The sequence below is a fragment of the Enterococcus sp. DA9 genome (genome assembly GCF_008000875.1).
Lineage (GTDB): Bacteria > Bacillota > Bacilli > Lactobacillales > Enterococcaceae > Enterococcus_B > Enterococcus_B lactis.
In genome coordinates this window covers 142,690-162,815 of the sequence record NZ_CP042839.1, presented here as the reverse complement: position 1 = coordinate 162,815, position 20,126 = coordinate 142,690, and the positions used below count along the sequence as shown (strand labels likewise).

Annotated in this window: 23 protein-coding genes; 16 read left to right on the top strand and 7 right to left on the bottom strand. The window is 38.1% G+C overall.

Going from position 1 to position 20,126, the window contains the following annotated elements; all coding sequences use genetic code 11:
- Nucleotides 1–4 precede the first annotated feature (4 nt).
- On the top strand, nt 5–1,615 hold the full coding sequence (locus tag FTX43_RS01620; RefSeq protein WP_002310226.1) for a CTP synthase: 1,611 nt from the start codon (nt 5–7) through the stop codon (nt 1,613–1,615).
- Here the strand turns inward: FTX43_RS01620 and FTX43_RS15395 are convergent.
- Entirely contained in the window at nt 1,592–1,804 is a 213-nt protein-coding gene (locus tag FTX43_RS15395) for a hypothetical protein (RefSeq protein WP_002316919.1), read from the bottom strand. The two genes, FTX43_RS01620 and FTX43_RS15395, sit on opposite strands and share 24 nt — an antisense overlap.
- A gap of 102 nt (nt 1,805–1,906) precedes the next feature.
- On the opposite strand from FTX43_RS15395, the gene FTX43_RS01610 reads away from it, so the two are divergent.
- The 4 genes from FTX43_RS01610 (at nt 1,907) to FTX43_RS01595 (ending at nt 5,866) form a co-directional block, all read left to right on the top strand.
- Nucleotides 1,907–2,776: a class II fructose-bisphosphate aldolase gene (locus FTX43_RS01610; RefSeq protein WP_002290335.1), complete on the top strand. Its 870-nt coding sequence runs from the start codon at nt 1,907–1,909 to the stop codon at nt 2,774–2,776.
- Nucleotides 2,777–2,940: 164 nt separating this feature from the next.
- Complete coding sequence (locus tag FTX43_RS01605) at nt 2,941–4,212, top strand: UDP-N-acetylglucosamine 1-carboxyvinyltransferase (protein WP_002290334.1); 1,272 nt, start codon at nt 2,941–2,943, stop codon at nt 4,210–4,212.
- Nucleotides 4,209–5,504 carry a transcription termination factor Rho gene (gene rho, locus FTX43_RS01600; RefSeq protein WP_002290332.1) on the top strand — a complete coding sequence of 432 codons (1,296 nt, stop codon included), beginning with the start codon at nt 4,209–4,211 and terminating at the stop codon, nt 5,502–5,504. Before FTX43_RS01605 ends, rho begins: the two co-directional genes overlap by 4 nt.
- Nucleotides 5,505–5,602: 98 nt before the next feature.
- Nucleotides 5,603–5,866 carry a type B 50S ribosomal protein L31 gene (locus tag FTX43_RS01595; RefSeq protein WP_002290330.1) on the top strand — a complete coding sequence of 88 codons (264 nt, stop codon included), beginning with the start codon at nt 5,603–5,605 and terminating at the stop codon, nt 5,864–5,866.
- A 91-nt stretch (nt 5,867–5,957) separates the two neighbouring features.
- On the opposite strand, the gene FTX43_RS01585 is transcribed toward FTX43_RS01595, so the two are convergent.
- Nucleotides 5,958–6,854 (bottom strand): helix-turn-helix domain-containing protein, encoded by an 897-nt coding sequence (locus FTX43_RS01585; protein WP_002290328.1) that lies wholly within the window; start codon nt 6,852–6,854, stop codon nt 5,958–5,960.
- Between the two features lie 377 nt (nt 6,855–7,231).
- Here FTX43_RS01585 and FTX43_RS01580 point away from each other — a divergent pair, with 377 nt between their 5' ends.
- The 6 genes from FTX43_RS01580 (at nt 7,232) to FTX43_RS01555 (ending at nt 10,366) form a co-directional block, all read left to right on the top strand.
- Complete coding sequence (locus FTX43_RS01580; protein ID WP_147606682.1) at nt 7,232–7,765, top strand: hypothetical protein; 534 nt, start codon at nt 7,232–7,234, stop codon at nt 7,763–7,765.
- Between the two features lie 114 nt (nt 7,766–7,879).
- Nucleotides 7,880–8,242: a thioredoxin family protein gene (locus FTX43_RS01575; RefSeq protein ID WP_002310231.1), complete on the top strand. Its 363-nt coding sequence runs from the start codon at nt 7,880–7,882 to the stop codon at nt 8,240–8,242.
- Between the two features lie 165 nt (nt 8,243–8,407).
- Nucleotides 8,408–9,121, top strand: coding sequence for a C47 family peptidase (locus FTX43_RS01570; RefSeq protein ID WP_002290326.1), 714 nt, complete (start codon nt 8,408–8,410; stop codon nt 9,119–9,121).
- A 21-nt stretch (nt 9,122–9,142) separates the two neighbouring features.
- Nucleotides 9,143–9,544 carry a hypothetical protein gene (locus tag FTX43_RS15075; protein ID WP_002320697.1) on the top strand — a complete coding sequence of 134 codons (402 nt, stop codon included), beginning with the start codon at nt 9,143–9,145 and terminating at the stop codon, nt 9,542–9,544.
- Between the two features lie 54 nt (nt 9,545–9,598).
- On the top strand, nt 9,599–9,844 hold the full coding sequence (locus FTX43_RS01560) for a hypothetical protein (protein ID WP_002310235.1): 246 nt from the start codon (nt 9,599–9,601) through the stop codon (nt 9,842–9,844).
- Between the two features lie 156 nt (nt 9,845–10,000).
- Complete coding sequence (locus FTX43_RS01555) at nt 10,001–10,366, top strand: DUF2512 family protein (protein ID WP_002289228.1); 366 nt, start codon at nt 10,001–10,003, stop codon at nt 10,364–10,366.
- 146 nt (nt 10,367–10,512) lie between these two features.
- Here the strand turns inward: FTX43_RS01555 and FTX43_RS01550 are convergent, their stop codons facing one another.
- Together FTX43_RS01550 and FTX43_RS01545 are read right to left on the bottom strand one after the other, a co-directional pair.
- Entirely contained in the window at nt 10,513–11,721 is a 1,209-nt protein-coding gene (locus tag FTX43_RS01550) for an MFS transporter (RefSeq protein ID WP_002290321.1), read from the bottom strand.
- 18 nt (nt 11,722–11,739) lie between these two features.
- Nucleotides 11,740–12,018 carry a hypothetical protein gene (locus tag FTX43_RS01545; RefSeq protein WP_002289230.1) on the bottom strand — a complete coding sequence of 93 codons (279 nt, stop codon included), beginning with the start codon at nt 12,016–12,018 and terminating at the stop codon, nt 11,740–11,742.
- 192 nt (nt 12,019–12,210) lie between these two features.
- Here FTX43_RS01545 and FTX43_RS01540 point away from each other — a divergent pair, with 192 nt between their 5' ends.
- Nucleotides 12,211–12,867, top strand: a complete 657-nt coding sequence (locus FTX43_RS01540) for a Crp/Fnr family transcriptional regulator (protein ID WP_033627209.1) — start codon at nt 12,211–12,213, stop codon at nt 12,865–12,867.
- 383 nt (nt 12,868–13,250) lie between these two features.
- Here FTX43_RS01540 and FTX43_RS01535 read toward each other — a convergent pair whose 3' ends face one another.
- The 3 genes from FTX43_RS01535 to FTX43_RS01525 are packed head-to-tail and all read right to left on the bottom strand — an operon-like array spanning nt 13,251 to nt 16,501.
- Nucleotides 13,251–14,048, bottom strand: a complete 798-nt coding sequence (locus tag FTX43_RS01535) for a TPM domain-containing protein (RefSeq protein WP_002292333.1) — start codon at nt 14,046–14,048, stop codon at nt 13,251–13,253.
- Nucleotides 14,045–15,229, bottom strand: a complete 1,185-nt coding sequence (locus tag FTX43_RS01530) for a hypothetical protein (RefSeq protein WP_002292334.1) — start codon at nt 15,227–15,229, stop codon at nt 14,045–14,047. Before FTX43_RS01530 ends, FTX43_RS01535 begins: the two co-directional genes overlap by 4 nt.
- Before the next feature lie 24 nt (nt 15,230–15,253).
- A complete protein-coding gene (locus tag FTX43_RS01525; protein WP_002292335.1) occupies nt 15,254–16,501 on the bottom strand; it encodes an SPFH domain-containing protein in 1,248 nt (415 codons plus the stop codon).
- 214 nt (nt 16,502–16,715) lie between these two features.
- On the opposite strand from FTX43_RS01525, the gene dnaX reads away from it, so the two are divergent.
- From dnaX to tmk, 4 genes are all read left to right on the top strand, one after another.
- The gene (gene dnaX, locus FTX43_RS01520; protein WP_002292336.1) at nt 16,716–18,461 is read left to right on the top strand and encodes a DNA polymerase III subunit gamma/tau; all 1,746 of its coding nucleotides are present in this window, start codon (nt 16,716–16,718) and stop codon (nt 18,459–18,461) included.
- A 20-nt stretch (nt 18,462–18,481) separates the two neighbouring features.
- A complete protein-coding gene (locus FTX43_RS01515; protein WP_002292337.1) occupies nt 18,482–18,796 on the top strand; it encodes a YbaB/EbfC family nucleoid-associated protein in 315 nt (104 codons plus the stop codon).
- Between the two features lie 24 nt (nt 18,797–18,820).
- Nucleotides 18,821–19,417: a recombination mediator RecR gene (gene recR, locus FTX43_RS01510; RefSeq protein ID WP_002292338.1), complete on the top strand. Its 597-nt coding sequence runs from the start codon at nt 18,821–18,823 to the stop codon at nt 19,415–19,417.
- Between the two features lie 63 nt (nt 19,418–19,480).
- The gene (gene tmk, locus FTX43_RS01505) at nt 19,481–20,125 is read left to right on the top strand and encodes a dTMP kinase (RefSeq protein WP_002345571.1); all 645 of its coding nucleotides are present in this window, start codon (nt 19,481–19,483) and stop codon (nt 20,123–20,125) included.
- The last annotated feature ends 1 nt before the right edge of the window (nt 20,126 follow it).

Sequence of the window (20,126 nt, the reverse complement as noted above, 5' to 3'; positions counted from 1 at the left end):
ACTTATGACAAAATATATTTTTGTGACCGGCGGTGTCGTTTCATCAATCGGAAAAGGGATTGTTGCAGCTTCTTTAGGACGCTTATTGAAAAACCGCGGCTTAAAAGTAACTATCCAAAAATTTGATCCATACATCAATGTGGATCCAGGGACGATGAGCCCATATCAGCACGGAGAAGTATTCGTAACAGATGATGGTGCTGAAACAGATTTGGATCTGGGCCACTACGAACGTTTTATTGACATCAATTTGAACAAATACTCCAACGTGACGACAGGAAAAATCTATTCTGAAGTTTTGCGTAAAGAACGTAAGGGCGAATACTTGGGAGCAACAGTTCAAGTTATTCCTCATATTACAAATGAGATCAAAGAAAAAATCATGCGAGCAGCTAAAATGACTGATTCAGATGTGATCATTACAGAAGTAGGAGGAACAGTAGGGGATATAGAATCTTTGCCATTCCTTGAAGCACTTCGTCAAATGAAGGCAGATGTCGGTACAGATAATGTTATGTATATCCATACAACATTGATCCCTTACTTGAAAGCTGCTGGAGAAATGAAAACTAAACCAACGCAGCACAGTGTAAAAGAGCTACGCGGTTTAGGTATCCAACCGAATATTTTGGTGGTACGTACAGAGCAACCTGTTTCTCAAAGCGTGAAAAACAAATTGGCACAATTTTGTGATGTCGAGCCAGAAGCAGTCATCGAGTCGCCAGATGTAGATACACTTTACTCCATCCCGTTAGTTTTACAAGCACAAGGAATGGATCAAATCGTTTGCGACCATTTGAAATTAGATACACCAGAAGCAGACATGACAGAATGGAAAGAATTAGAAGAACGTGTCTTGAACTTGAAGAAAAAAGTACGGATCGCACTTGTCGGTAAATACGTCGAGTTACCAGATGCATATATCTCAGTAGTTGAAGCATTGAAACATTCTGGATTCGCCTATAATTCAGATATCGAGATCGATTGGATCAAAGCACAAGAATTAACGAGAGAAAATGTAGAAGAACGTTTGAAAGATGCAGATGGAATCTTAGTTCCTGGCGGTTTCGGCGATCGCGGAGTAGAAGGGAAAATCGAAGCAATTCGTTATGCTCGCGAAAATGACGTTCCATTTTTAGGGATTTGTCTTGGTATGCAGATGGCTTGTGTCGAATTTGCACGTAACGTCGTTGGGTTGGAAGATGCGGCATCAGCTGAAACGAATCCAGATACAGCAAACAACATTATTGATTTAATGGCTGATCAGGAAAACATCGAGAATTTGGGTGGAACTTTACGCCTTGGATTATACCCATGTAAAATCAAAAAAGGAACGAAGACGGCTGAAGCATATGATGGAGCTGATGTTGTGCAAGAACGTCACCGTCACCGCTATGAGTTCAACAACAAATATCGTCAAATGTTTGAAGAACAAGGACTAGTCTTTTCAGGTGTCTCACCAGACAACCGTTTAGTAGAAATCGTAGAACTGCCAGAGAAGAAATTCTTTGTGGGATGCCAATTCCACCCAGAATTGATTTCTCGTCCAAATCGTCCGCAAAAATTAATCAAAGCATTTGTCGGAGCATCATTAGCAGATCATGAAACAAAATAATTTTTTAGCTTGATAGAAAGAGAAAAGTAGCAAGAGAAGGGGATAAGCAATTTTCTTGTTACTTTTCTCTTTTTCTGATTTGTTATTATTTATAGGAAAAAAGATAGGAAGTAAAAGACTTTTTTTGAGTAAAGAGCGATTAAGCATTTTATTTTTTGCAAAAAACTTCTTGAAAATTTTCATTTTCATTGATTTTAGTAGAAAACTACCGAAATGTTTGGTAAAATAGGGTCGTTGGTTAAGAATTGTCTTAACAAATTTAGTTTTACAAAACTTAGGAGGAATTTTATTATGCCAGTAGTATCAGGAGCTGAATTTTTAAAAGCTGCTCGTAAAGGCGGTTACGCTGTCGGCGGGTTCAACACAAACAACTTGGAATGGACTCAAGCAATTCTTGAAGCGGCTGAAGCAAAACAAGCACCAGTACTTATCCAAACATCAATGGGTGCAGCTAAATACATGGGTGGTTACAAAATCTGTAAAGATTTGATCACTGATTTAGTTGAAGCAATGAACATCACTGTTCCAGTTGCTATCCACTTAGACCATGGTGACTACGAAGCTGCTTTGGAATGTATCGAACTAGGCTACACTTCAGTAATGTTCGATGGTTCACATCTACCATTCGAAGAAAACTTGAAATTAGCTAAAGACGTTGTTGAAAAAGCACACGCAAAAGGTATCTCAGTTGAATGTGAAGTTGGTTCAATCGGCGGAGAAGAAGACGGAATCATCGGTAACGGTGAATTAGCTGACATCGAAGAATGCAAACAAATGGTTGCTACAGGTATCGACTACTTAGCTTGCGGTATCGGTAACATCCACGGTCAATATCCAGAAAACTGGAAAGGATTAGCATTTGACCACTTACAAGCAATTGCTGATGCTGTAGGTCCAGACATGCCTTTAGTATTACATGGCGGATCAGGTATTCCTCAAGATCAAATCGAAAAAGCTATCTCAATGGGTATCTCAAAAGTAAATGTTAACACTGAATTCCAATTATCATTTGCTGCAGCTACTCGTAAATATATCGAAGCTGGTAAAGATAAAGAAGGTAAAGGATTCGACCCTCGTAAATTATTAGCTCCAGGTAAAGCAGCAATCGTTGAAGATGCGAAAGCTCATATCGACTGGTTTGGTTCAGCTAACAAAGCGTAAGCATCCACATAACAGATACGATGTATAGGAATGGAGAACGACTTTTGAAGTCGTTCTCCATTCTTTTTTACTTAAAACGGCAGACCATGCTCGTTTCTTTTTTTTATCTATGATAAAATACAAGCATATCCATGAAAAAAGATTAATAAACAAGGTGGAAACAGATGAAAAAAATCGTAATCAAAGGAAACCGACCTTTAGCTGGCGAAGTAACGATCAGCGGTGCAAAAAATAGTGCAGTCGCATTGATTCCAGCTGCAATCTTAGCTGATTCCCCAGTGATCTTGGAAGGTGTGCCGGACATACAAGATGTTCATTCATTAATTGAAATTTTAGAGATTATGGGCGCAACGGTCCATTTTTCCAACAACATACTAGAAATTGACCCTCGAGAAATCGTATCGGTTCCGATGCCGCACGGAAAAATCAATAGTTTGCGTGCGTCTTATTATTTTATGGGAACACTGCTTGGTAAATTTGGGGAAGCGGTGGTAGGCCTGCCAGGAGGCTGTTATTTAGGTCCTAGACCGATTGATCTACACGTCAAAGGATTTGAAGCTCTAGGTGCTGAAGTGACAAATGAACATGGTGCCATGTATTTACGGACAGAAAATGAAGGGTTGCATGGCAATCGGATTTTTATGGACGTGGTTTCAGTCGGAGCTACAATCAATGTGATGTTAGCTGCTGTAAAAGCAAAGGGACAGACAGTAATTGAAAACGCTGCACGAGAACCGGAAATCATCGATGTGGCAACTTTACTGAATAATATGGGGGCAAAAGTTCGAGGAGCGGGTACAGATGTGATCCGTATCGAAGGAGTCGAAGCATTACATGGCTGTCGTCATTTCATGATTCCTGACCGTATCGAAGCAGGAACCTATCTGGCATTAGCAGCTGCAGCAGGAAAAGGTATCAAAGTGAAAAATGTGATTTTTGAACATTTGGAAAGTTTTATAGCAAAATTGCAGGAAATTGGCGTCCATATGAAAATCAGCGAAGATGAAATCGAAGTTTACCCCTCAAAAGAATTAAAAGCCGCAAATATCATGACCTATCCTTATCCAGGATTTGCCACAGATCTGCAGCAACCACTCACTGCGTTGCTATTGATGACCGCAGGCACTTCAGAAATCATCGATACGATCTATGCGAAACGGGTGAATCACGTGCCTGAATTAGCTCGAATGGGCGCTGATATTACCGTGGAAGGAAATATGATCATCGTGAATGGTCCAAATAAACTTCACGGAACAGAAGTCGTGGCTTCCGATCTTCGGGCAGGTGCTTGTTTAGTGATTGCCGGACTATTAGCAGAAGGAACAACGACGATTTATAACGTAGATTATATCTTACGCGGTTATGATCATATTATCGAGAAACTAACAGCCTTAGGGGCATCAATCGAAATGATAGAGGAAGTGGGAGCTGAATGAGCGATTATTTGACAATGGCAGAACTAGAGAACAAAACGTTAAAAGAAGTTTATAGTTATGCCAAAGAATTTAAAATTCCTTATTACAGTAAGATGAACAAAAAGGAATTATCTCTAGCTGTGATTCGTGCACAAGCTGAGAAACAAGGATTTTATTATATGGAAGGGATATTAGATATCGTTGGTCAAGATGGTTACGGTTTTTTACGGCCAATCAATTATGGACCAAGTGCAGAAGATATCTATATTTCTGCCTCACAAATCAGACGATTCAGTTTGAGAAATGGGGACAAAGTGGCAGGAAAAGCCCGTCCGCCTAAAGAATCGGAACGTTATTATGGTTTGATGCACGTGGAAAGCGTTAATGGAAAAGATCCGGAAGAAGCAAAAGAACGTCCGCATTTTCCAGCCTTAACACCTCTTTATCCGCAAAGACAGCTTCAACTGGAAACAACACCGCAAAGACTATCTACCCGAATGATCGATATCTTCTCTCCAATCGGTTTTGGTCAGCGTGGATTGATCGTCGCACCACCAAAAGCAGGGAAAACTTCTGTATTAAAAGAAATCGCAAATGGTATCACCGAAAACTATCCGGAAGTAGAATTGATCGTTCTGCTGATTGATGAACGTCCGGAAGAAGTAACGGATTTAGAACGAAGCGTGAAAGGCGACGTGGTATCTTCTACATTTGATCTGCAGCCGCAAAACCATACTCGAGTTTCTGAATTAGTATTGGAACGTGCAATGCGTTTAGTCGAAGATAAACGAGATGTCGTTATCTTGATGGATAGTATTACTAGACTTGCTCGGGCCTATAACTTAGTCGTTCCACCAAGCGGACGTACATTGAGTGGCGGGATTGACCCAGCCGCATTGTATAAACCTAAGAAATTTTTCGGGGCGGCAAGAAACATCGAAGAAGGTGGCAGTTTGACGATTTTAGCGACCGCTTTAGTCGATACAGGAAGCCGCATGGATGACGTGATCTATGAAGAATTCAAAGGAACTGGAAATCTAGAATTACAACTTTCACGCGAGTTATCCGAACGTCGGATCTTCCCAGCCATCGATATCAAAAAATCAGGTACCCGAAAAGAAGAATTATTGATGCCAAGTGAAGAACTAGAAGAAATTTGGAAACTTCGAAAAAATATGACTGGAGATTCATTAGAATATACGGAACAACTGATCCGCTTTTTGCGTAAAACAAAAAACAATCAGCAATTTTTCAAAGAATTTCAAGATGTCTCCTTTGGTAAAAAAAATCCGACCAGAAATCTGAAAAGATAATTGCAACCTTGACTGAAACATGTTAAGATGTTAATGTTGTAAATCGACAAATCAACTCTGGTTCAGCAAATGGAGCAGGGCAAAGGAGCGAAAAAATCATGAAAGAAAACATCCATCCAGATTACCACCCAGTAGTATTCATGGATTCAACAACTGGTTTCAAATTCTTGTCAGGTTCAACAAAAACTTCACAAGAAACAGTTGAATGGGAAGACGGTAATACATACCCAGTCATCCGTGTCGAAGTAACTTCTGACTCACATCCATTCTACACTGGACGTCAAAAATTCACACAAGCAGACGGACGTGTGGACCGTTTCAACAAAAAATACGGTCTCAAAGACGCAAACGCTGCGGAATAATAAAAACGCTGATAACTCAACGTTTAGCAGACTATCCGATAGGGATAGTCTGTTTTTTTCGTTTTTGACCATAATGAATAGATGGATATCGTTACTCAAAAATGGGTGGGATACAGTAAATTTTTTCGAATTTTATTAAATCAAATTTAAATTCATTGATTAAACTATCCATCTCTAATAATTCTAGTCCTTGTAAAATTTTCATTATTCGTTTTCGTCCTTTGATGCTATCTCCTTCTATATGACAGATTAATGCCTTATAAAATTGAATGGATATCTGAGTATCTTTTGCAAACAATAATCTATGATGAGTAGCTTCAAATTTTTGTAAGTATTGTTTAGAAAAGTGAATATTTTTGCGTTCTAACATTAAAAGAAAAGCATTATTATAAAGACTGGATAATATCGGATGAAATATTTCAAAATCGTTGTATTTTTCAATTTTGCGTTCGATTTCTGTAAGCCTTTGGGAAATATAGTTTGTATCAAAAAGAAATAGTAATGAGCTAAAACTGATCATTTCAAATCTTCCCCACTCATTTACTTTTTCTAAATAATTGGCAAAGTGATCCAAGTGTTCTTTATCATTTTTATTCAGCTTACGTTTTTCTATGGGCAGAGTATACCAATCAAAAGTTTTTATGACTAAATAGTTGCGAATATCAACAATGTCTCGTGTAGTATTTGCTTTTTTTCGAATGATTTCTAAAGTATACTTCCGTGATCCTCTATTCTCTCTAGTAGCTTTAATAAAATCTTTTATCTTTTTATTTTTCTTTCGTATGCTATCAAATTCTAGATATAAGACAAATTCATCCATGGTTATATTCAATTTATCAAGAAATTCCAATAAAATAACAAAAGGTATGCTATTTTTTCCAGTTTCATATCTAGATAATGTATTTCTTGTTGTTATATTGTGAGCTAATTTTTTTTGAGAGATACCTCTTTCTACACGCAATTTCTTAAGCAATTCCCCACTATCCATATCACCGCTCCGTTCTTTTATAATTGTTATGCGCAAATTAATCACAAAATGAAAATAATACGTATTTTTAATCATAATAACATAGTAGATAAAATAAAAACACGGGAGGTGTGTATTTAATATTGAAAATCGGGGATAGGTTGTTATTTGGGTGGTGGATAGATTGTCGATCGATTATTTATCCCAGTTCTAAATGTTTCTGCAAGCAAAGTAGTTAATTCTAAGACAACAAATGAAAAAATGATTTCAGATTTTACGGATGAAAAATTAGATATATTCACGAAGTTGTTTGATATTACGGAAACTACAAAGTTAGTAAGTACAATAGTAACTAATGATATGAAGTCAAGATTTCAAATGAATTACGCAATAGAAATATGATTATTCATATACCAAAAAGCTCATTGGATTTAACAAACGCAAAAGTTCTACAAGTTACAGAAAATTCAAAGGATTTTTATACGATCACAGTGCCCATAGTAGGCGATGACTATAATTTATTTAGTAATTTGACGGTTACTTATAGTCAGAATGGAGAAAATGAAGGATATCAAGAAACTATTATTAGTCGAGGGTTGAACAATAAAATTCAAATTGAATCTTATGTAAAGGGTAAATTGATGAAATCTGATTTACTTAATGAAGAGTTTTTATCTAACGAGCAAATTAAGAAGGACATGCAAAATGTACAAAAACAAGGAGCTTTGTTACCTCAGAGTAGAGGTGTTGCTGCTAAAATTGCTTGTATTGTTGTTGTTCTTGGTATTAGTAAATACGTTGCGACTATCATTGCAGGAGCTTGTGTTGGTTCGTGCCCAGCTATACCAGTTATTTGTGCTGCTTGTATTGGAGGTTTCGTAGCTTTAGGCACTGGGACGATGAGTTCTGTAGTGGCTTGTTTTAAACTTTGATTGGATTGATGAGATGTGAAAAAGTCGATTAAAACTAGCAGAATAATTATATCGTTTCTATGTCTCTTTGTAGTAGCATTCTCGTTGATTTTTTTTCAAACGGGCAGATTTGGTATGAATAATATTCTACCTGAGATAAAGACAGAAGTGTTAAAATCAAAGCTTGAAGGTTCTGATACTTTCTTATTATATGTAGGTAGACCGACTTGCATTCAATGCCAAGAAATTGAACCTACCCTTCGAAACATATTAAAAAGTGTAGGAGTAAAAGCCAGCTACTATAGAACTGATATAGCTCGAAACGAAGATGAAAAGAGCTTAGAGGAAGTAGCTAAAAAGCTTGATTTAACTGTAGTACCCTCATTATTAATGATTTCTAAAGGTGTTTTAGTTGATAGATTAGATGGTGTTTACACTGAAAAAGCTATTTCTGAATTTTTAGAAAATAATAAAACTATTTTTGAGGAGGATGCATAGTTGTTTATCCCTATATATAGCATGATACTTCTAGGCTTATTTTTAGTATTTTGTCTTTACGCTCTGAAAATACTTCAAAAAATAATGATGATACGCGACGACAAATAGCACAATTAAGAAAAGATATTGAGTTGATCTTGGAAAAAATTAGGGAAAATAATTAAAATGGTGGATTTACGTTACTTAGAGAATTATTCTAAGCAAGTGCTTTTGTTAGCGGTTTCGTTTGCCTATGGATACTTTGTCAGTCCTAGCGAATTAAAATTAAGTAATTTCAATTTTCGTACATTGACAAATGAGTGCGAGAACAAATTTATTTTTAGCTTATCTACGGATAGTCAAACTATTGATAGGTTATCCAAAGCATATGGACAAAAGTATCTAAACTTGGATTTTCTTGAAAATCAAGGGAAAACTTCATGGTGTGCAGCATACGCTACTACAGCTATTATCCGTTATCAAACTAGGAAAAGTTTTCCTACTGCACGACAGATGATGACAACTTTGTATCCAAGTTCATCCAATTTAGCAGATGAATCTGCCTCAAATATCCAATGTATTAGCTACGCTAATTCTTATGGATTTCATAGTATTTCAAATAGATGGGGGACAGCTACAGCAGAAGGAACGATGCTTGAAATTAATGCGAATCGGCCATATTGGGTATCTGCGCTAAAACAAACTAGAGGGAAGGATAGGCATGCGTTTGTTGTTAGAGGGTACGCTAACTTTGATTTTTATAAAACGATTTCCGTATGGAATCCATGGAGTAATTCAAGCTATGGATATGATCTACTGGACCCTTCCAGTCATTTGATTAGTACTCATGGGGTGGTATTCAAACAAGATTCAGGATTATTTTCTTGGCATTATCTATAAATAGCATTAGGGGTGTTAGGAGTGAAGTATAAAAAAATTTCTTCTCTTATTCTAGTAACAATATTATTATGTACGGCTTGTTCTTCTCCCGCTAGTCAACCGAAGAAAAAAGAACTAGAATTATCAAAGGAAGAATGGGAGCAGCTAACTTTTTTTTGTGGAGAATGGGTATATACGGGAGATGAATCAATGTGGACAATCAACATTGATAAACATTCAATAGACATTTCGTATGATAAACACCAGTTTAATGGTGCTTTCACAGGCATAAAAGTAAATGATGGGTTGACGATATATTGTGAAGATAATCAATGGGCCTACACATTGGATAAGAGAGATGATGAGCGTATATTCGTTATACGCAGTAAGCTAGATTCTGGAACGACTTCAAATGCGATGGGAATAGAGTTAATAAAAAAGTAAAGAAATTAGAATAATTATAAATGAGAGCAAATTCAAGAGTTTGCTATAAGACAAGTGATAAAAACACCTTATATTAACAAAATGAAGAGGGGTTATTTCGAAGTAAAAAACCATTTACCTAAAAATAGAAAACAAGCAGACCGGCTTGCCGTTTTAGTTACACAGCAAAAAATCGCACATAAATTCATGCATCAAGCCATTGCTTTTCATGAAATCGATTATCTGGTGACAAGTAACGAACTGGCAAAAGAACAGTATGAGAAAGTAAAGGAACACCATATCGAATGTCTGTATGGATGAATTATTGCGTGAATATTCTAAGGTGTTTTCCCATTTTTTCATTTTCTTAGATAGGACCTTATCTTTGCTCGCTTCTCTTAGCCGATGGTATAATAACGAAAAGGTTATCTTGTTAGATAACCTTACTTTTTTATCCAGAAGAAAGGAGTGCAGAAAATGAAACATGTGAAGGCGTTGGTAGTGAAGGCAATCATGATCTGGGCAATTCTTTGGGTCGTGCTGACCGGTTTATACGGTGTTAGCTTTATGGATTCAACGATTGTTGGGGTAATTATCGTAGTGATGATCTATGTGCTAGGGGATCTGTTGATCTTACGTAAAGTAGGAAACATCGCAGCAACGATCGCAGATGCTGGTTCAGCTGCAGTTATCTTGTGGCTCTATCTATACTTTATGAATGATACAGTCGATATTTGGATGAAAGTCTTGATTCCTGCTCTATTGATTGGTGTGGCAGAATGGTTCTTCCACAAGTGGTTGCTAAGTCAAGGAATCGTACCAGATGAACGGAAAATGGAATAAATCAACAGTTAAACTATTCTTATCGATAAATGAAAGCTTTAAAAATAAATAGATGTTTAATTAAGAATAATCATAAACTATTTTTACTCAAAAAACCGCTCAGATCATTTTCAGATCTGAACGGTTTTTTTATCTATTCATCAAGATCAAATTTCATTTTTCAATGATTCAATCAATTCGCCCTCTGCTTCATGACTATGTTTTCGGCCATTAACAAGATAGAGTGCTGTACATACCAATGGAATGACTCCGGCAATCACATACAATCCTCTAAATGAAGTAAGAGATTTTAGCATCCCCATCAAATAAGGACCAACGCCTAAGCCTAGGTCTAAACCAATAAAGTAGGTAGACAAAGCAATACTGATGCGGTGTTCTTTTACGATCTTCAAACAGACAGCTTGTCCATTTGACATGAACGTACCATAACCTAAACCGACTAATGCTCCAGAAATAAGCAATGTCACACTATTCGTCGTTACACTCAGTAAAAATAATCCTGCTGTTAAGAATAAATAGCTAGGATACATCACGTATTGTTCTCCTTTGACATCGAAAATCCTTCCAGTCAATGGACGTGTAAATGTGATGACCAAAGCATATACGACGAAGAAAAATGACCCAGCAGCAACTAAGTGGATTACTTTTGTATAAGAAGATAAAAATGATAAAACACTTGAATAAGAAAGACCCATCAAAAAGGCGATTCCTGTAATGAAAAGTGCTTTCTTTTCAATAAAACTATTGATATTCCATGAACGAAGAGATGTTTTTTGTTCTTCAGATAATGGAATATTTTTTACAGGAAAGACAAGGCAGGCAATTGTAACAAAGAAGACCAGTACAATTGAAAACCAAATAATGAAACGAAAGTCAGTCATATTCAGCAAAATCATTCCTAAAAATGGTCCAACAGCGGCAGCTAAACTAGTACTTAATCCGTAATAATTGATGCCTTCCCCTTTTTTAGATGCAGGGATATATGCAGTAACAATAGCATTTGTAGCTGTAGAAACTGTACCGTAACCAAATCCATTCAAGAATCGAACTAAATACAATGCCCCGATAGTTGGTGTATAAAGATAAGCTAATGTTGTCAGAAGATAGAAAATCGCGCCGCCTCTTAAGGTAAACTTCCGACCAAATAGTTCTAACTGTTTCCCCATGAATAAGCGTGCCAGCAATGTTCCGATGATATATATTCCAGAAGCAAAACCTGCTTGGCTCAAGCTGGCGTGTAATGTGTCTTGCGCAATGACTGCCATGATGACCATCAACAGATAATAAATCAGGTAGACAATAAAATTGATCAATGTGATTCCGATAAAATATTTATTAAATAATTTCTTTTCCATGTATGTTATACATTCCCCTTAAGCTGAATATGCTTTTAATTTTTGTATTTGAACTTCTACATCGTGATAATTGGATGGATAGCGATCAACAAGTTGGCGAATAAATAAATCCCGTGTAGACATAAACAGGTTTAAAAATTCTTCGCATTCGTTTGTTGGATTCTCATCCACTGCTTTGATCAATTCGATCGAGTTTTGATACGCATCATTTAAAAAGACTAAAGAAGCTTTCATGTCAAATCTTGTTTGATATGCTGTTTCTAATCGATTAATGATTGTGTTCATCCAGTAATTCATGTTTTTTCCCTCTATTCTTAAAAAATTTTACTTCTGCAGTATAACGAATAAAAAAAAGGAAAAAAATCGCATAAGTGATGGAAAAAGGTACTTAACAAATGTTAATATCATTAGTAAAATACCTTTGGACTTTAAAAAGTTTTAAAGTACTGTATGATCTTTTTAGATGAAAGTTTGGATGGGGGAGCATCATTGGATAGTAGAGTCTTAAAGGAATATTTGGATAAAAATGATTTTCCGATTATACGCAAAGGATATCATAAATATTTGACATTCGAAGGGATGGAAGATTCCCATACGTATATCTTGAAAGAGGGAACGGTAAAAGCAAGTGTTATTTCAAATGATGGGAGAGAATTTAACCTTCGCTATATCAAAGATCTTGAAATCGTCTCTCTTTTAAAAGACGAATATTCACAATTCATCGATTCGCCGTATAATATTCGAGTTGAATCAGAATATGCAGAGTTTTATCGAATCAATCGTGTGAGATTTTGGCAAAATATCAACCAAGATCCAAAGCTACAACACTATGTAAAAGAGTATTACCGCTATCGCTTGCTTTATTCGATGAAAAAAATGCAACAAATGCTGTTAAATGGAAAACTGGGAGCTGTTTGTACGCAACTTTACGAATTATATGATTTATTCGGCGTGCGAACAGAAGAGGGGATGCTGATCGATTTTTCGATCACAAATGAAGAAATTGCCAAATTTTGTGGTATTTCAACTGCTAGCAGTGTGAACAGAATTTTAAAGCAGTTGAAAAAAGATGGTATTATCACAGTGAAAGATCATCGTATCGTTATTTTGAATATGGACTTGTTAGAAGACAATATTATCTTTTGATGAACAAAGAGGTTGTGACAGAAGTGGGCAGCTTCAAGAAATAAGAAGGAATTTCCGAAAATTGTTACTCAAATTTTTTGACAAATTTCGGCTTATTTTCGAAGAAGCTACTTCTGGAACACCGTGAATAAGAGGTTGTGAAATCATCGTTTTGAGCTAATACCGAGGGTCAGCTGATTGAACACCGTTTACCAAGAGGTTGTAAAAAAGCTGTTCTGCATCAAGTAATAAGAACAGCCAAGTAAAAACAGCTCCTAATGTTTTTAACTTGGCTGGACTTATTACCGCAGATGTAAGCTTTTGAACACCGTTTATTCGCAACAAAAGGGCTGTGACACGATTTTTGTCACAGCCTCTTTTTGCGAACTTTCATTTAGCTATTTTTAGAAACTTCTTCCGCCACCGCCAAAAGTCCCGCCACCGCTAGAGTGGGTAGTACTTCCGCCACCGCCGCTTCCAGGAGGTGGGCTTTTGGGGATTCTTCTTGTCGTGACAAAAGAATTTGTCAGACGATCGGTTTTTTCAGTTAATTTGATACTGGATTTTTCTCGGAACGGATATTTGTAGATGCCTGATTTCAATTGATAACGCGAAACAGTCACAAAATAAAAGACAAGACTAAGGATAAGAGCCAAAACAACAGCAATGATGATTTCCACTGTCGTCAAAACTTTATAGCGTGTGATTTTGCCAGTTTCTTCATCTACACGATAATGACCTCCTGGAACTCCGTCTTCCACATATGTGGCTGATTTAGACAAGTACGCTTTTGCAGCATCGTAGTAGGCAGCATTCGTCATCTGATCATAAACATCATCTAAGATCGAATCGATTCTACTGTCAGTCAAATAATCGATCATATTACCAGAAGTCGAAATGTAGATTTCACGCTGCCCCATATCCAATAGCAAAACTGAGCCATTTTGATCATTTCCGACTGCCTTTCTTAAGTAATTATCGGCAAAGTCTCTTGGTTCTTCTGAATTAGAAGTAGTTGTGACGATTAAGACACGTCCCTTGATTTTTTCATTCAGTTTTTCTGCCTGTTGTTCCAAAGAGTGGATTTGATCTGTAGTGAACAACCCAGCCTCGTCATTTACCGTTGCTGTATCCGCATGAGTAGCCACCGGCCAACTAACACTTACTAGCAAAAGAAAGAACAAAAAGAATTTTTTCATCATATCAAGTAACCTCCGATCAGAAAGAGGATCGCTAGTCCAGCGAAAATCCCAAGAGCAGTCAGTCCTAATTTTTTCTGGCTAATCGGCAGGACACCGCTGACTTTTCCTGTTTGTCCATTCATTGCATAATAGTAGACTTTTTTACTTGAGTCATTGCTTCGATAAGTAACGAGCCATACCGGCAACAATACGTAATTATTTACTTCATTTGTGATTGAAGCAGAGGTTCGGACACCTGTCAATGTTGTATACCCATTGGCAGTATCTTTTAACAGCTTCTCTGAATAGTCTTTTAATTCAGACTGAATTTGCGATTTGATTGCCTCGTATTCGATATCTCTTTTTTCTGCTTGGAACCCGGCTAAATACTGGCTTTTAAAATCAATTGCTTTATCTAACGGGAAAGGTTGCACGCCTTCGACCATCTTTTGTTGCGTATTTTTTGATAAGGCATTTTTTACTAGTTCTTTAAAAGAAAGCTTGCCTGCTCTTGAAACAGCAAATTGCTTCGTTTCTGTGTATTCGATGTCACCTATTCGCCAAATGCGGATAACGGTGCCGTTTGCCTGCATTGTGCCATCTACTTCAGCATCTGTAGCCCAATAAGGGAAATATACACCCGTCAACTTATCGATTTGATCCTTATTGAAAAAAGCTTTTGGAACAAACCATTTTTTCTTGGTCCAAGCGAGAAATCTATTGATTGCTTCTTCTTTCTCGACAGCAAAAGGAAGTACTTTATTTGGCAAGAATTCTCCGCTTAAACGTCCCGATAGTACAACGGGATTATGGCAGTAGTAACAATAAGTCGCAGCAGTGGTCGCATCGGTCACAATCTCTGCACCACAGTTGGGACAAAGGAAAAGATCCATCGATACAGTATTACCTGCAGCTTCGTCCGCTGTATCTGAAAAACCGCCTGCCTCGTCAAACGCTTTGCGCTCGGCTTCACTCATGTTGGTAAGCTGTTCTTGGGCTGTAAAAGTAAAATCTTCTGTAGACGAAGGTTCTTCTTTGCTCTCTTCGCCAGCCATACGCGCTTCTTTTTGCTTCTGCTCATATTGGCTGACTTCTTCTTCGGTATAAATATTCAGGCAGTATTCGCAATGAAATTTTTGGTCTTTAGGATCAAAAGTCAACGGACCGCCGCAATTAGGACATTTATGTGTAAGAACATCCATCAGCTGCACACCTTTCTCAATAAATTAATCAACGGGGATTCCTTTAAACGGTTTGCCGCAGTTTGGACAGAATTTAGGGATGCCGTTGGAAAGATCCACAATCTCGTTGCATTCGCTGCAACGCATCTGTAGCTTAGGCTGAGCGTTTTCTACTGGTTTGGCAGCGCCACAGTTGGAACAGAATTTTCCGGAATTTTCTGTCCCACAGACTGGACACGTCCAAGTATCTACATTCCCTTGTGCGGCTTGTTGATTTTGTTTTTCAGCTTGTTGCTTGATTTGTTCTTGGTTGTTTTGAGCCGCTTGGGAAAGGTAAGAGCCATTTGCATTCATTCCCATACCTACGCCCATAAAGCCAGTCATTGCTCCTGCTTCATTTTTTCCAGCTGCTTCCATTCCACGGGCAATGGAACCTTGCACGTATCCTTCACGTACGCTAGGATCACCTAGCATCGCCCCTTCGTTACGCATATTGATTAGTTTCACAGAATCATCTGTGTAAGAAATGCTGGCCACAGCGACAGAGACGATCTCCATCCCTCGCAACTCGCGCCAAGAATCATCCAATGCAGTATCCATGTATTTGCTTAACTCCAAACTCTTAGATGGGACATAAGAAATCCGTTGTCCATCCGCAGACATCTGATTGATTGCTGATTGCAATGCTGTTAGGAATTCAGCTAAGTATTGCTCATTGATATCATTGATTTCTACTTGTGTTTTGTTTTTAGGAATTGCGTTTGTATAAAATAAAATCGGGTCAACGACATGAATAGAATAAGTGCCATGTGCCCGTAAGAATAATTCTGCGTTATAGAAATTATCAAAGTAGTTCAATGGCGCACTCGTACCGAATTTGATTCCCTTTATTTCTTGGAGATTGATATAAAAAACTTGTTGTTTCTGCGGTGTAACGCCACCAAATTTAAATCGGTCAAATGTTTCAGCAATTGCTTCTTTCAGTGTTCCGTTGAACATGGAAGGAGCTGCGTCATTTTTAATGGTGTAATAACCTTCCTCAGCGGTATAATCGATGATTTTTCCACCATCGACCAAAAGCATCATCATGTTTGGATAGACATGGACGACTGTTCCGTCTGTCAAAACATCTTCTGTTCCTTTACGATTGGAGCCACGTTTGTCATCTTTACGAACTTTGACACCTTTCGTCATAACCGTTGTATCACTCATATTGTCTGGTTCGATGACTTCTAGCCATTGATCTGCCAGACCGCCGCCGACCATACTTGTTGCTGCTTTGATAAGACCCATAAAAAATTCCTCCTCTGATTCAGCTAATGCCAAACAATTATTGTTTATTTATTATACCATAGGAAGAAGTGAAACTTCTCGGACTAGAGACGGAATTGAAATGGAAACTTGCGTATTGATTAAATACCTGAAAAAGCCGAGAAGGATAGTAGTTTTTTTACCCAATATCACGTATAATAAGAGATAGTGAATTTTTTAAAAAAGGGGGATCCTTATGGCATATCAAGCACTTTATCGAGTCTGGCGTTCGCAGCGTTTCGAAGACATCGTTGGACAAAAAGCTGTGACACAGACACTAAAAAATGCTATTGTTTCCCACAAGACCTCACATGCCTATTTGTTTACAGGACCCAGAGGAACCGGAAAGACAAGTGCAGCAAAGATTTTCGCAAAAGCAATCAACTGTCCGAACAGTAAAGACGGTGAACCATGCAACGAATGCGAAATGTGTCGATCAATCACTGCTGGTACGCAAGAAGATGTGATCGAAATCGATGCTGCCAGCAATAACGGAGTCGAAGAAATCCGATTTATCCGTGATCGGGCAAACTATGCGCCTACAAAGGCAGCGTACAAAGTGTACATTATTGATGAGGTACATATGCTTTCAACAGGAGCTTTCAATGCCTTGTTGAAAACATTGGAAGAGCCAAAAGAAAGTGTCATATTCATCTTAGCAACGACCGAACCTCACAAAATACCAGCTACGATCATTTCACGAACCCAACGATTTGATTTTAAACGGATCAATACGGCAGATATTGTCGAACATCTTGAATTTATCTTAAAAGAATCGACTATCAACTATGAACCAGCTGCATTGAATGTGATTGCCCGTTCCGCAGAAGGCGGGATGCGGGATGCATTGAGTATTCTTGATCAGGCAATCTCATTTAGTGAAGGAACGATTACTTTAGATGATGCCATGCAAGTAACAGGCAGCTTGACAGACGAAATGATGGACAGCTACTTGAGTGCTTGCGTGAAAAAAGAAGTACCAGAAGCATTGGAAGCGTTGAATCAAATTCTCGCAGCCGGCAAAGAATCACGTCGCTTTCTAGAGGATATGTTACAATACTGCCGTGATCTGCTGATGTATCAGCAAGCGCCCAATCTAGTTGAAGAACAATCAAGTACGATCAGAAGTACATTTACGGAATTGGCACAAACTGTTTCAGCGGATCAGCTATTTTCAATGATAAAGATTTTGAGCGATACACAAAATGAAATCCGATTTACTAATAGTGCCGCTATTTATTTGGAAGTCGCTACAGTCAAACTCGCACAGCTACCCTCTGCTTCTGTTCCTTCAGCAAAAATGGCATTAGCAGATGATCAGATAGTAAAACAGCTGCAACAAGAGATCAAGGAACTGAGAAACGAAATCAAAGAACTTCGCAGTAACACAGGAACTGTGAATACAAAAGTACAGCCAGTACAGCAGACGAATCACAAAAAACAAACAAGTACGTATCGGGTACCGACGGAACGGGTATATAAAGTTCTGCGGGAAGCGACAAGACAGCATCTGAACCAAGTAAAAGAAGTATGGGAAGATTTGCTGATGAGCCTCTCTGTCACTCAGCGGGCAATGCTTAAAGCAAGTGAACCAGTTGCAGCTGGCCCTACAGGATTAGTGATTGCATTTGATTATGAGATTGTTTGTCAAAGAGCAGCAAACGACGAAGAACTGCAGCTTTCGGTACACAATAATTTAAGCCGAATGATCAAAGACTATGCGCCTGATCCGGTTTATATCACAAGAGAAAGTTGGCCGGAACTTCGAAAAAATTATTTGACGCAAGCACAAGAAGAGGGAGCAGAAAATTCTTTTGCTTCTGAAGAGTCAGAAGGAGAAATCGAATTACTCCCTCAAGAACAGGAAGTACCAGAAGAAACACTTGTAGTAAAAGCAGAGGAATTTTTTGGTTCCGAGGCTGTTACAGTAGTAGATGATTAAGAAAAAAGGAGTAGATAATTATGATGCGTGGAATGGGCAATATGCAAGGCATGATGAAACAAGTACAAAAAATGCAAAAAGAAATGGCGGAAGCACAAGAGCTGCTAAATAAAACAGAATTTACAGGTAAAGCCACTAATGAATTGGTCAAAGCCGTATTTACAGGTGATCGCCGTATGAAGGACATCCAAATCAATGAAGAAGTCGTTGATCCTGATGATATTGAGATGCTTCAAGATCTTGTCGTAATGGCAGTCAATGACGCAATCGCACAAATTGATGTGGAAACTGAGAAAAAATTAGGGAAATACGCAAAAGGTTTACCAGGATTTTAGTTTTAAACTGAAGGAGTAATGAATATGCAATATCCAGAACCAATTGCGAAACTGATCGACAGCTATATGAAACTTCCAGGAATCGGTCAGAAAACAGCGACAAGACTCGCGTTTTATACAATCGATATGAAAGATGAAGTAGTGAATGAATTTGCTAAATCTTTGTTAAGTGTAAAACGAGATTTACACTTTTGCAGTATCTGCGGAAATATCACAGAAGAAGATCCTTGCGAAATATGTAGAAATCCTTCACGTGATCGCAGCATTATCCTAGTGGTCGAAGAGCCGAAAGATGTAATGGCGATGGAAAAAATGCGGGAATATCACGGACTTTATCATGTACTCCATGGTGTGTTATCACCGATGGAAGGGACAGGTCCAGAAGATATCAATATTTCTTCGCTGCTGCAGCGGCTGCATGATGCAGATGTAAAAGAAGTGATCATCGCAACAAATGCGACAACAGAAGGAGAAGCAACAGCAATGTATCTCTCACGTCTAATTAAACCAGCCGGTATTAAAGTAACACGTTTAGCACATGGGTTGTCTGTAGGCTCTGATATCGAGTACGCAGATGAAGTCACGTTATTGAAAGCTGTCGAAGGAAGACGCGAGTTATAAATTTCTAATTAAAAGTTTTTTCAGATACAATATAGAAGCAGCATAAGAGATGGGGGCAACAATGTGAACGGACTATTTATTACAATTGAGGGGCCTGATGGTGCAGGAAAAACCAGCATCTTGAATGAACTTTTCCCTCTTTTGAAAGAAGTAGCAAAAACAGAAATCATTCAAACAAGAGAACCGGGAGGCATCCCGATTGCTGAAGAGATTCGAGCGGTAATCCTGGATCCAAAAAATGATCGGATGGATGAACGCACGGAAGCACTACTTTATGCGGCGGCAAGAAGACAGCATCTAGTCGAAAAGGTCTTACCTGCTCTGGCAAAAGGGAAAATCGTTTTATGCGATAGATTTGTCGACAGTTCTCTTGCTTATCAAGGTGCAGGCCGACGCATCGGCGTTACCGAGATTGCTCGGTTGAATGAGTTTGCTACAGAAGGTACTACGCCAGATTTTACCCTTTATCTTGACGTAGATTCAGACACCGGATTAAGAAGAATCAAGAAAAACAGACAAAACCAAATCGACCGTTTAGATTCGGAAGGTTTGGAATTCCACCAGCGTGTACGACATGCTTACTTAAAGCTGGCAGAAGAGAATCCGGAAAGAATCCACAAAGTTGATGCAAGAAAAAGCTTTGAAGAAGTGCTGCAAACAAGTTATCATACAATTATTGAACAATATCCGCAATTTTTTGGAAACTAGG

What these genes read in the sequence shown, in the direction of transcription:
- FTX43_RS01620 (WP_002310226.1), top strand. Translation starts at nt 5, where the DNA reads ATGACAAAATATATTTTTGTGACCGGCGGTGTCGTTTCATCAATCGGA.
- FTX43_RS15395 (WP_002316919.1), bottom strand. Translation starts at nt 1,804, where the DNA reads ATGAAAATGAAAATTTTCAAGAAGTTTTTTGCAAAAAATAAAATGCTT.
- FTX43_RS01610 (WP_002290335.1), top strand. Translation starts at nt 1,907, where the DNA reads ATGCCAGTAGTATCAGGAGCTGAATTTTTAAAAGCTGCTCGTAAAGGC.
- FTX43_RS01605 (WP_002290334.1), top strand. Translation starts at nt 2,941, where the DNA reads ATGAAAAAAATCGTAATCAAAGGAAACCGACCTTTAGCTGGCGAAGTA.
- rho (WP_002290332.1), top strand. Translation starts at nt 4,209, where the DNA reads ATGAGCGATTATTTGACAATGGCAGAACTAGAGAACAAAACGTTAAAA.
- FTX43_RS01595 (WP_002290330.1), top strand. Translation starts at nt 5,603, where the DNA reads ATGAAAGAAAACATCCATCCAGATTACCACCCAGTAGTATTCATGGAT.
- FTX43_RS01585 (WP_002290328.1), bottom strand. Translation starts at nt 6,854, where the DNA reads ATGGATAGTGGGGAATTGCTTAAGAAATTGCGTGTAGAAAGAGGTATC.
- FTX43_RS01580 (WP_147606682.1), top strand. Translation starts at nt 7,232, where the DNA reads ATGATTATTCATATACCAAAAAGCTCATTGGATTTAACAAACGCAAAA.
- FTX43_RS01575 (WP_002310231.1), top strand. Translation starts at nt 7,880, where the DNA reads ATGAATAATATTCTACCTGAGATAAAGACAGAAGTGTTAAAATCAAAG.
- FTX43_RS01570 (WP_002290326.1), top strand. Translation starts at nt 8,408, where the DNA reads ATGGTGGATTTACGTTACTTAGAGAATTATTCTAAGCAAGTGCTTTTG.
- FTX43_RS01555 (WP_002289228.1), top strand. Translation starts at nt 10,001, where the DNA reads ATGAAACATGTGAAGGCGTTGGTAGTGAAGGCAATCATGATCTGGGCA.
- FTX43_RS01550 (WP_002290321.1), bottom strand. Translation starts at nt 11,721, where the DNA reads ATGGAAAAGAAATTATTTAATAAATATTTTATCGGAATCACATTGATC.
- FTX43_RS01545 (WP_002289230.1), bottom strand. Translation starts at nt 12,018, where the DNA reads ATGAATTACTGGATGAACACAATCATTAATCGATTAGAAACAGCATAT.
- FTX43_RS01535 (WP_002292333.1), bottom strand. Translation starts at nt 14,048, where the DNA reads ATGATGAAAAAATTCTTTTTGTTCTTTCTTTTGCTAGTAAGTGTTAGT.
- FTX43_RS01530 (WP_002292334.1), bottom strand. Translation starts at nt 15,229, where the DNA reads ATGGATGTTCTTACACATAAATGTCCTAATTGCGGCGGTCCGTTGACT.
- FTX43_RS01525 (WP_002292335.1), bottom strand. Translation starts at nt 16,501, where the DNA reads ATGGGTCTTATCAAAGCAGCAACAAGTATGGTCGGCGGCGGTCTGGCA.
- dnaX (WP_002292336.1), top strand. Translation starts at nt 16,716, where the DNA reads ATGGCATATCAAGCACTTTATCGAGTCTGGCGTTCGCAGCGTTTCGAA.
- FTX43_RS01515 (WP_002292337.1), top strand. Translation starts at nt 18,482, where the DNA reads ATGATGCGTGGAATGGGCAATATGCAAGGCATGATGAAACAAGTACAA.
- recR (WP_002292338.1), top strand. Translation starts at nt 18,821, where the DNA reads ATGCAATATCCAGAACCAATTGCGAAACTGATCGACAGCTATATGAAA.